This is a genomic window from Halorubrum sp. 48-1-W, from assembly GCF_003287355.1.
In the GTDB taxonomy this organism is placed as follows: Archaea; Halobacteriota; Halobacteria; order Halobacteriales; family Haloferacaceae; genus Halorubrum.
Genome location: NZ_QMIM01000001.1, coordinates 335393 through 345131, shown reverse-complemented (window position 1 = coordinate 345131; position 9739 = coordinate 335393). Strand labels below are relative to the sequence as shown.

Sequence of the window (9739 nt, the reverse complement as noted above, 5' to 3'; positions counted from 1 at the left end):
CCCTCGCGGGCGGTTCGCGCCCTCCGGGCGCTCACCGGCACGCCACCGCAGAATCGTTCGTTCCTTCACCTGAATTGAGCGAACCCAACTCCAAGCGTGTGGACCGTTCTATGACACCTTTGGAGGACAGTCGACGAGCAGGGGGGAGGGGGCGCAAGGGGACGCTCCCACGAGGACGGGGGCGCTCTCGCGGCCGAACGGTGTCGTTTAACCCCACGGCCGGCCACGCTCCGCACATGACGAACGCACTGGAGGTCGAGAACCTTCAGAAGAGCTACGGCGACCTCGACGCGCTGAAGGGGGTGTCGCTCACCGTCCCCGAGGGGTCCTTCTTCGGCCTGCTCGGCCCCAACGGCGCGGGGAAGACGACGTTCATCAACATCCTCGTCGGGCTCGTGCGCGCCTCCGGCGGCGACGCGCGCGTCTTCGGCCACCACGTCGAGGACGACTACCGGCAGGCCCGCGACTGTATCGGGCTCGCCCCACAGGAGTTCAACGTCGACCGGTTCTTCCCGATCCACGAGGTGTTGGAACACAAGGCGGGGTACCACGGCGTCCCGCGCGACGTGGCGGCCGAGCGCGCCGAGCGCGCGCTCAAGCAGGTCGACATCTACGACAAGCGGGACACCCGCTTCGACTGGCTCTCCGGCGGCATGAAACGACGGTTCATGCTGGCGCGAGCGCTCGTCACCGACCCCGACCTGTTGATCCTCGACGAGCCCTCCGCCGGCGTCGACGTCCAGCTACGCCGTGACCTCTGGAACCTCGTCACGGAACTCAACGAGCGGGGCACGACCGTGCTCCTCACCACCCACTACATCGAGGAGGCCGAGCGGCTCTGTGACGAGGTCGCCATCCTCGACCGGGGCCGGGTCGTCACGGTGGCCTCCCCGGAAGAGCTGATGGATCGGGGGACCGACCGGGTCGTCGTCGCGCTCAGGGACCCACCGTCGTCGGCCACAGCGGTCTCCGACGTGATCCCCGGCGACGACCGGATCGAGGACGTGAGCCTCGAGGAGGAACGCCTCGTCGTCACCGCCAGACAGGGCGGGTTGGTCGCGCCCGACCTGGTCCGCGAACTCGACCGCGCCGGCCACGAGATCCTCGACATGGAGATCAAACGCACCTCCCTCGAGGAGGTGTTCGTGGACATGACCCGCCACGAGGAAGGGGACGGCGGAGACGACCCCGCGGACGGGGACGGCAGAGAGGGGGGAGACGAGGAGAGTCGCGACGACCCCGCGGACGGGACCGCCGACGACGCGCCACTCGAGACCGCCACAGCCGGCAGTCGGGAGGGGTCTCGATGAGCGGCGACGCCGGCGCCGTCGACCTCACCGGCTTCCTGACGCTGACCAAACGGGAGGTCCTGCGGTTCCTTCGGCGGCCCAGCAACACGTTCGCGCCACCGTTCATCACGAACGTGTTGTACTTCTCCGTGTTCGGCGTCATCCTCGGTGAGCGCGTCGGGACGATCACGGGCGTCCCGTACATCCTCTTCATCCTGCCCGGGCTCGTGGTGCTCGGCGCGGTGTCGAACAGCTTCGAGAACGCCTCCTTCTCGATCTTTCACGGCCGATGGAACGAGTACATCCACGAGGTGCTCACCTCGCCGCTGTCGTACGCGGGGATGGTGGGCGCGTACGTCCTCTCCGCGGCGACCCGCGGACTGCTCGTCGGCGGGCTCATCGCCGCGATCGGGTGGGCGATCGTCTCGGCGCTGTTCCGCCCCGTTCCGGTCGAGGAGCCGGCGTACCTGCTCGCGTTCATGCTCGTCATCACGCTGCTCTTCGCCAGCCTCGGCGTGATCGGCGGGCTCGCTGCCAGCGACTTCGACGACCTCACCGTCATGAACCAGTTCATCCTCCGGCCGCTGGTCTTTTTCGGCGCGGTCTTCTACTCGCTCGAGGACCTCACCCCGCTCCTCCGTGACGTCTCGCTTCTCAACCCGATGGTGTACATGGTCAACGGCGTCCGGTACGGCTTCCTCGGCGTCGCCGAGGTGGACCCCCGGCTGTCGCTCCTCGTCCTCGCCGGGATGACCGTGGCGGCCGCCGGGATCGACGTACTGCTGTTCAAACGCGGCTACGGGCTGACGGACTGACGGCCGACGGGAGGATCGGTCGGCATCCCGGACCGCACCGCTTATTCGCCGCGGCTCTCTACCTCGGGCCGGACATGGACGCGCTCCACGCCAAGTACCCGTTCTTCGAGGGGGCCCGCGACGCCGTCGCCGGCGCGTCGGCGTCGCTCCCGGAGCTCGTCGCCGCCGACGCCCCGGCGGTCGAGCGGGCCAGAGAGCGCGTCGAGCGGGCCTTACTCGAGGGAACCGTCGAACCCGAGGCGGGCGAGTTCGGCGGATCGGCCGTCGACGTCGACGCTCGCGCCGAACTCCTCTCGTATCCGATCGCGCGGATCCTCGTCTCGCTTCTCGACTCCGAGCCCGCGATCGAGAAGTACACGGCCGCGGAGGCGGCGACCGCGCTCGATCGGCTCCGGGCGGACTTCGAGCGCGACGACGGGCTCAGGTCGACGCCGACCCCGACCGTCGACCTCGACGACGTGCTCGCGGAGTTCGACCTCGACGACGTGGTCCGCGCCGAACCCGCCCGCGGGAGCCGCGACCCGAGCCACTACTGGATCGCGGTCGGTCCCTACCTCCGGTTGAGTTCGCCGTCGTGGGGCGACTCGTGGCGGCTCGTCAACCGGGCGCTCGCGGACGGTGCGGTGCGGGTCTCCCGCGAGGAGCTGTTGGAGGCGCTCGGGGCCGCGATCGAGGCGCGGGTCCGCGAGGGGCTCCCCTTCGAGTTGGCGGCAGACGAGGGGATCGCGGCGGAGCTGGAATCGCGCGTGGCGGAGCTGAAACGGTTGCTCTCAGAGCGCACCTACGCCGGCCCGATCGACGTCGTCGCGCCCGAGCTGTTCCCGCCGTGTATGGAGAACCTGATCGGGAAGGCCGAACGCGGCGTCGAGCTGTCGGGTCCGGAGAGCTTCGCGCTGATGGCGTTCCTCGTCGGGATCGGGATGTCGCCCGACGAGGTGGTCGCCTTCTGTGCGGACACGAGCCTCGACGCCGAGGGGATCCGCTACCAGACCGAGTACCTCGCGGACGACCGCGGGACGCAGTACCCGCCGCCGACGTGCGAGACGCTCGCGAACTACGGGATCTGTCACAACGAGGAGAACCACATGCGCGTCGCCGCGGACCCGCTCTCGTATTACGAGACGCGGGTGGCGGAGACCGACGACGGCGACATCGTCGACTGGCGGGAGGAACACGGGGAAGCGCCGGCCGGAACCCGGAGCGCGGACGGACGGCCCAGCGACGGGGAGAGGCCCAGCGACGGGGAGAGGCCCGCCGATCGGGAAGAGCCCGTCGAGAAGTAGTTCGCCCTCAGTCGTCGGAGTCCTTCGATCGGATGAGGTACGCGCCGACCAGCGCCATCAGTAACACGAACCCGGTGAGAAGCCCGACCAGCGCGATCGCGCCGGATTCGGGGAGCGAGGAGCCGTCGAACGTGACGCCGATGGCGACCAGTCCGGCGACGAACACCGCCGCGGCCAGAAGCGAGACGGTGATCTGTCGACGCAACTCCGCATCGATTTCCATGCCTCCGGTTCCCGTCGGCACTAAAAAAGGACTTCGATGAGAGGGTCGTGGGTTTGTTCACGGAGCGGACCGGACGCCGCGCGATCCGCCGCCGATATATCCCGACGACCGATCCGTCCCCGGGCCGCCCCGACGACCGATCCGCTCCGGGCCACCCCGACGACCGACACTTAAGCCCCGACGTGCCGTACGTCCGGGCGGACCGAGGCCGCCTCGGCCGAACCATGACCCACAGACGGATCCCACCCACGTCGTTCGGGACCGGCGAAACGTCGACCGGGAACCGGCGTAGCGATGCCGGCAGCGACGACGTCGGGAGCGACGACACCGGAGGAATCGACGCGAGCGTCGAAGGCGACGTGACCGACGACGCGACCGCCGAGGGCGACGACGGCCGCTCCGAACGGGCGAAACGCGAGCCGATGACGGTGCGCCCGCTCCGGGACCGCCGGTACGTCGTCGAGACGGAGGGCGGGACCTACGTGGTCGCGCTCGACGCCGGGACGTGTAGCTGTCCCGACCACGAGATCCGCGGGGAGCGGTGCAAACACCTCCGGCGGGTCGCCATCGAGGTGACGGCGGGTGACCTCCCCGCGCCGGACGAGCGGGTCGGCGTCTGTGCGGTCTGTGGCGTCGAGACGTTCGTCCCGCTCACGGCGTCCGGACCGCAACTGTGTGCGAGACACGGCTTCGACCGCGGCGACGCCGTCCGCGACCGCGAGACGGGGAAGCTCCTCGTCGTCACCCGCGTCACGGCGCGCCGCGCCGACGAGTACCGGACCGACGAGGGGCGGCCGATCGACGCGTATCCGACGAACGCCGCCTACGGCGCGCAGGAACCCGTCGTCGAGGCGGTGTACGCGGAGTCGCTCGGCCCAGCCCACGGGGTCGACGACGCGCGCCGGTACGGGTTCCCGGCCTCGCGGCTGGTGCCGACCGACGCCGACCGGGACCGCTGAGGTCACAACACGTCGAGGGCGTCCTCGACCGGCATGTGCCCGTCCCTGACGGCTTCGAGGACCTCCCGTCGCTCTTCGTCGGGATCGCCTGCGACCTCCTCCAGGGTCACCTTCCGCGTTTCGCCGACGAACTCGGGGAAGTCGATCCCCTCGGCGAGCGCCGTCTCCTTTTTGACGCGGTAGGAGCCGGCGTCGGTGGTGTACAGCTCGCCCGGATGGAAGAAGTACCAGTCCTCGCGGTCGAACCGGACCGCGATCCGCGCCTTCGCGCCGAAGTTCCGCGCGAAGAAGAGCAGCGACTCGACCTCCTCGCCGGAGAGGTAGATCGGGTCGCCGGCGCTGGATTTCGCCTCGATCGCGTAGAAGGTCTCGCCGTCGCCCGCGAGCACGTCGGGGAGCTCCCGTTCCGTGGCGGAGCCGCTCGCGGGCGCGCGCATCACGGCGAAGCCCGCCTCGTCCAGCGCGTTGACGAGCTCGCGTTCTCTGCGGTCGCCCTTACGGTTCGCCGACACGGTCGCGGTCACCCCGGTGAGTCACGTTCACGGGTAGTCGTGAGGGGTCTAAAAGGGCGACGGGTCGGGATTTATCCGACCGCGTCGCGTACGCGGATGCATGATAGCACGCGTGCTCGTGGCGATGGACGGATCCGAGGTGGCCGAGCGGGCCCTCCGGTACGCGCTCGACGTCCACGGGGACGCGGAGATCGTGGTCCTCCACGTCACCGGACAGCCGTCCTCGATGATGGGCGAAGCCACGGGGATGGCACTCTCGGAGGACCTCGAGGGGGAGCTACGCGATCAGGGGGAGGACGTGATCGACCGGGCGAGGGAGATCGCGGCCGAGTACGACGAGGAGATAGATATCGAGGTGGCGATGGGCCAGCCCGGGAAACGGATCGTCGAACGGGCCGAGGATTTCGACACGGTGGTCGTGGGGACCCACGACGGGTCGCTCGTCGACCGGTTGCTCGTCGGCAACGTCGCCCAGACCGTCTTCCGGGGGTCGCCGGTGTCGGTGACGGTCGTTCGGTGACGGTCGTTCGGTGACGACCGCCCCGAACACGTTCGCCCGGTGAGACAGGGATCTGTGGGGTCAACCGTCTCGCATGGGTCGAACCGACGCCACCGACACCGACGCCACCGACACGGCTACTACCGACACCGACGCCACCGACACGGCTACTACCGACACCGACGCCACCGACGACGACCTCCCGGCGTTCCGCGAAGGCGACCACTCGGGGTCGTGGTCGGCGAACCTCGAACTCGACCGGTACGCCGACGACAGGGAGCTGGTCGTCGAACACGCGCTCCTCGCCGTCGAGCGAACCGAACCGGGCCACCACGTGAACCTCGTCACACACCCCGAACACGGGAGCCCGGAGCCGTACCTGGAGGACACGCTTCACGAACGGTTTCCCGAGGCGACCGCGACGGTCGTCGACCAGTGCGGCTGTGGCGGGTACGTCTATCGGGTCGAGACGTAGGGGGTCACTCCACGAACTCGACGCCGGTGACCTCGAACCGTGCGCCGCCGTCGGGTCCGTCGACTATCCGGACCTCCCAGCCGTGCGCCTCGGCGATCCGTTCGACGATGCTGAGCCCGAACCCGGTGCCGCCCTCGGCGGTCGAGTACCGCGGGCCGAACACGTCCGTGCGAGCGTCCGGGGGGATACCGACGCCGTCGTCCTCGAAGTAGAACCCGTCCCCGTCCGCGAGTTCGCCGACGGTCACGGTCACGTCCCTGCCGCCGTGCTCGATCGAGTTCCGAATGAGGTTCTCGAAGAGCTGCTGAAGACGTGTGCGGTCGGCCCGAACGGTCCGATCGACGTCGACACGGAGCCGTGCGCCCGGTGGCCGATCGACGTGGATCCAACAGCGATCGAGCAGATCTCCGAGGTCCGTCGGCTCGAGCTCGCCGACGCCCTCCCCCTCGCGGGCCAGCGTGAGGAGGTCGTCTATCAGCTCGCCCATCCGGTCGTGAGCGCGAGCCACCGCGTCGAGGTTGTCGCTGTCGCACTCCTCCTCGACGAGCCGTAACCGCCCGGCAGCGACGGTGAGCGGGTTCCGGAGGTCGTGGCTCACCACGTCGGCGAACTCCGCGAGCCGTTCGTTCTGCCGTTTGAGTTCGTCACGGTTACGTCGGAGCTCCCGTTCGCTCTCGCGTTCGTCCAGCGCCGTCTCGGCCGCCGTCGAGAGGATCCGCGCGAGGAACTCGTCGGTCGAATCGAAGGCGTTCGGCGTCGATTCGCCGATCGAGAGGGTTCCGTGCTCGCCGATCGGCAGGAGCATCAGGCTCCGCAGGCCGGTCCCCCGGTCGACCGCGTCGGTCCCGGCCTCGATGTCGTCGTACACCCGGGCCTCGCCGGTCTCGTAGGCTGTCCAGTTGAGGCTACCGGAGTCGGGAGAAAACACCTCGCGTTCCGGGACGACGTCGCTGACGGCCTCGGAGGCGGCGGCGGGGACGAGCCCGTCCTCCTCGGCGTCGTAAAGCCGGACCACGGCGACCGAGAACCCGAGGATCTCCTCTGCTGCCCCTATCACGCGGTCAGCGATGGCCCGGCGTGAATCGGCCCGTATCAGGTCCCGAGTCGCGTCGTGAAGCCGCTCGAGGCGGTCCTGACGCGTTCGAAGGGTCTCCTCGCGAGCCACGCGGTCGAGCGCCGCCTCGAGGTAGTTGGCGAGGATCTCGACGAGGAGCACGTCCGTCTCGGCGAAGGCGTTCGGTTCGGGCGAGGAGATGACGAAGACGCCGTGGTCGCCGATGGGGTACAACACGACGCTCTCGGCCGGCGTCTCCTCCGTCAGCCGGGACGACGAGGAGGCTTCCCGAAGGTGGACTAGCTCCGACTCGCGGAACGCTTCCCAGACGAGGTTCGCTCGCGAGCCGGGCGGCGCGTCCCGGTCGTACGCGGGCAACTCGTCGAACAGTTCGGCGACGCCCTCCGCGAACGCCGATAGTTCGAGCCGGGTACCGCCCGCGTTCAGGAGGTGAACGCCCGTCAGGGGGGCACCGATGATGTCGTCGGCCGCCTCCGTCGCCAGCTGGGTCGTCTCCTCGACGGTCCGCGTGTAGTTGAGCCGTTGTGTCCGCTCGCGCAACTCCTGGAGTTTCCGATCCCGACGCCGACGCTCGGCGACGTTCCGGCTACTCACGAGGAACCGCTTTTTCCCGTCGATGTCGAGCCGCCGCAGGTGGACCCTGACGGGAAACGTCGAGCCGTCGCGGCGTTCGAACTCGCGTTCCAGTTCGAGGCGGTCGTCGAGGTCCATTCCCGCCCAGATCCCCCGGACCTCGTCGGGCTCGAGGTGGGGGTCGAGCTCCCAGACCTTCATCCCGACCAGCTCCGACGCGTCGTAACCCGTCTCGGCACACAGCCGGGGGTTCGCGTCGAGGATCGTTCCCTCGACGTCGTGGACGTTGATCATGTCCGGGGAGTTCTCGAAGAGCGCCTCGAGGCGGGTCGTGGTCCGCTCGAGCTGTCGTTCCCGCTCCTTTCGGTCCGTGATATCGGTGATGAACCCCTCGAGTGCCTCGAGGTCGCCGTCGTCGTAGACGGCGCGCCCGCGCTCCCAGACCCACTTCGTCCGATCCCCCTTCGTGTGGATCCGGTAGGTGATCTCGAAGGTCCCGTCCGTCTCGAGCGCCTCCTGGACGGCTGCCCAGGTGTTCTCCCTGTCGTCCGGGTGGATGACGTCCTCGGCCCACATCACCTCGTTCCGTTCCAGGACATCGGCGGCGTATCCGGTGAGCGACTCCGTTTCGCCCTCGACGGTCTCCATCGGCCACGTCGGCTCGTTCCGGCACCGGTAGATCATCCCGGGTAAGTTCTCGATGAGCGTCTCCAGCCGACGGGTCCGTTCGGCCAACAACTCGTGTGCCCGGGTGGCGTCGACCGCGTTGCGGATCCGGTTCGCGAGGAGCGTGTACTGTTCCGTACCGCCGCTCTTCTGGAGGTAGTCGGTGACGCCCGCGGAGATGGCCTCGCTCGCGACCTCCTCGCTTCCCTTCCCGGTGAAGAGGACGAACGGCAGGTTCGGGTGTCCCTCGCGGACGGCCCGCAGGAACTCGATCCCGTCGCAGCCGGGCAGGTCGTAATCGGAGACGACACAGTCGACCTCGGTCGCCGTCAACGTGGACAGCCCCGCCTCGGCGTCGTGTTCGGTCCGAACCTCGAGGCGGTCGTCCTCGCGTTCGAGGAACGTCGCAACCAGCTCGGCGAGACCCGGATCGTCGTCGACGTGAAGGACGCGGATCGGCTCGGAGGTCCCGCTCATACACGTGAGACGCTTCCAATGTACACTGATAAGTGTTTGTGACGACGACCGAGGGCCGATCGACGGGTCGACGAGGACTAGCGACGGTACCGCTCGGGGACGTACCGTGACAGCGTTTCGGGGGTGTATCCGAAGACGACGGGCGCGATCGTGGCGAGCTGGCGGCGGAGGACGACGTAGGTGACGCCGACGACGAGCGCTGCGGCCGCGACGACCCGAAACGGACCCTCGAGGCCGACGAGAAGCGGGAGCGAGAGGATCGCGAGCAACGCCAGATCGCCGGGCGAGCCGTCGTACCGGATCCAGCGTTTCGGTCGCCGCCAGCGGCCGCGGACGTGGTCGTACACCGCGCGTTCGGAGGTTTCCTCCCACGGCCGGAGTTCGAGCCCGCCGCCGTACCGGTCCATCCGACAGTGGACCGTCGCCCCGACGAGGAACGCGGCGAGCGCGACGGCGGCCGGTGCGATCGAAACCGCCGCGAGGGCGACCGCAGGAACCGCGAGGAGGGCGTAGATCGTGGGGTAATGGAGCGTCCGGCGGTGGCCCGTGTACAGGTCGAAGTCGGGGAACACGCTCCCGACGAGCGCGCCGGCGAGCGCGGCAGGCGCGAGCTCGGGGGCGAGCACGGAGATCGGGGCCGCGACCGCCAAGCCCGCCATCGCGTGTGTCGGAAGCATCATGGCTCGATATCGTCGGGTGTAGGGGACGACGGAATTTATGTTCGCCGGCTACGACCGGTCGCCGGCGTTCAACGGTGGGGTTGTTCGAGAACCGATTGCTCGTCGAGTCGTCGTCGACGATCAGTCGTTCGCCGTCGAACGCGTGAACTCGACCGTCGTGTCGCCGTCGCTACCGTCGAACCCGACGACGTCTCGTTGGGCACCCACCGTCCC

General features: G+C 69.0%; 10 protein-coding genes. 6 read left to right on the top strand and 4 right to left on the bottom strand.

Going from position 1 to position 9739, the window contains the following annotated elements:
• The first annotated feature begins 236 nt into the window (after positions 1–236).
• The 3 genes from DQW50_RS01790 (at position 237) to DQW50_RS01780 (ending at position 3387) form a co-directional block, all read left to right on the top strand.
• Positions 237–1310 carry an ABC transporter ATP-binding protein gene (locus DQW50_RS01790; protein WP_112077593.1) on the top strand — a complete coding sequence of 358 codons (1074 nt, stop codon included), beginning with the start codon at positions 237–239 and terminating at the stop codon, positions 1308–1310.
• Complete coding sequence (locus DQW50_RS01785; protein WP_112077592.1) at positions 1307–2104, top strand: ABC transporter permease; 798 nt, start codon at positions 1307–1309, stop codon at positions 2102–2104. Before DQW50_RS01790 ends, DQW50_RS01785 begins: the two co-directional genes overlap by 4 nt.
• A 74-nt stretch (positions 2105–2178) precedes the next feature.
• Positions 2179–3387: a DNA primase large subunit PriL gene (locus DQW50_RS01780; protein WP_112077591.1), complete on the top strand. Its 1209-nt coding sequence runs from the start codon at positions 2179–2181 to the stop codon at positions 3385–3387.
• 7 nt (positions 3388–3394) lie between these two features.
• Here the strand turns inward: DQW50_RS01780 and DQW50_RS01775 are convergent, their stop codons facing one another.
• Entirely contained in the window at positions 3395–3610 is a 216-nt protein-coding gene (locus DQW50_RS01775) for a hypothetical protein (RefSeq protein WP_112077590.1), read from the bottom strand.
• 224 nt (positions 3611–3834) lie between these two features.
• On the opposite strand from DQW50_RS01775, the gene DQW50_RS01770 reads away from it, so the two are divergent.
• The gene (locus DQW50_RS01770) at positions 3835–4569 is read left to right on the top strand and encodes an SWIM zinc finger family protein (protein WP_241964296.1); all 735 of its coding nucleotides are present in this window, start codon (positions 3835–3837) and stop codon (positions 4567–4569) included.
• 2 nt (positions 4570–4571) lie between these two features.
• Here the strand turns inward: DQW50_RS01770 and hjc are convergent, their stop codons facing one another.
• Positions 4572–5093, bottom strand: coding sequence for a Holliday junction resolvase Hjc (gene hjc / locus DQW50_RS01765; protein ID WP_112077589.1), 522 nt, complete (start codon positions 5091–5093; stop codon positions 4572–4574).
• A gap of 88 nt (positions 5094–5181) precedes the next feature.
• On the opposite strand from hjc, the gene DQW50_RS01760 reads away from it, so the two are divergent.
• Both DQW50_RS01760 and DQW50_RS01755 read left to right on the top strand, forming a co-directional pair.
• Positions 5182–5601, top strand: a complete 420-nt coding sequence (locus DQW50_RS01760; RefSeq protein ID WP_112077588.1) for a universal stress protein — start codon at positions 5182–5184, stop codon at positions 5599–5601.
• A gap of 73 nt (positions 5602–5674) precedes the next feature.
• Positions 5675–6055 carry a CGCGG family rSAM-modified RiPP protein gene (locus DQW50_RS01755; protein ID WP_112077587.1) on the top strand — a complete coding sequence of 127 codons (381 nt, stop codon included), beginning with the start codon at positions 5675–5677 and terminating at the stop codon, positions 6053–6055.
• Positions 6056–6059: 4 nt separating this feature from the next.
• On the opposite strand, the gene DQW50_RS01750 is transcribed toward DQW50_RS01755, so the two are convergent.
• Both DQW50_RS01750 and DQW50_RS01745 read right to left on the bottom strand, forming a co-directional pair.
• The gene (locus tag DQW50_RS01750) at positions 6060–8846 is read right to left on the bottom strand and encodes a PAS domain S-box protein (protein ID WP_112077586.1); all 2787 of its coding nucleotides are present in this window, start codon (positions 8844–8846) and stop codon (positions 6060–6062) included.
• A 77-nt stretch (positions 8847–8923) separates the two neighbouring features.
• Positions 8924–9526, bottom strand: a complete 603-nt coding sequence (locus tag DQW50_RS01745) for a metal-dependent hydrolase (protein WP_112077585.1) — start codon at positions 9524–9526, stop codon at positions 8924–8926.
• Positions 9527–9739: the final 213 nt, after the last annotated feature.

What these genes read in the sequence shown, in the direction of transcription:
- DQW50_RS01790 (WP_112077593.1), top strand. Translation starts at nt 237, where the DNA reads ATGACGAACGCACTGGAGGTCGAGAACCTTCAGAAGAGCTACGGCGAC.
- DQW50_RS01785 (WP_112077592.1), top strand. Translation starts at nt 1,307, where the DNA reads ATGAGCGGCGACGCCGGCGCCGTCGACCTCACCGGCTTCCTGACGCTG.
- DQW50_RS01780 (WP_112077591.1), top strand. Translation starts at nt 2,179, where the DNA reads ATGGACGCGCTCCACGCCAAGTACCCGTTCTTCGAGGGGGCCCGCGAC.
- DQW50_RS01775 (WP_112077590.1), bottom strand. Translation starts at nt 3,610, where the DNA reads ATGGAAATCGATGCGGAGTTGCGTCGACAGATCACCGTCTCGCTTCTG.
- DQW50_RS01770 (WP_241964296.1), top strand. Translation starts at nt 3,835, where the DNA reads ATGACCCACAGACGGATCCCACCCACGTCGTTCGGGACCGGCGAAACG.
- DQW50_RS01760 (WP_112077588.1), top strand. Translation starts at nt 5,182, where the DNA reads ATGATAGCACGCGTGCTCGTGGCGATGGACGGATCCGAGGTGGCCGAG.
- DQW50_RS01755 (WP_112077587.1), top strand. Translation starts at nt 5,675, where the DNA reads ATGGGTCGAACCGACGCCACCGACACCGACGCCACCGACACGGCTACT.
- DQW50_RS01750 (WP_112077586.1), bottom strand. Translation starts at nt 8,846, where the DNA reads ATGAGCGGGACCTCCGAGCCGATCCGCGTCCTTCACGTCGACGACGAT.
- DQW50_RS01745 (WP_112077585.1), bottom strand. Translation starts at nt 9,526, where the DNA reads ATGATGCTTCCGACACACGCGATGGCGGGCTTGGCGGTCGCGGCCCCG.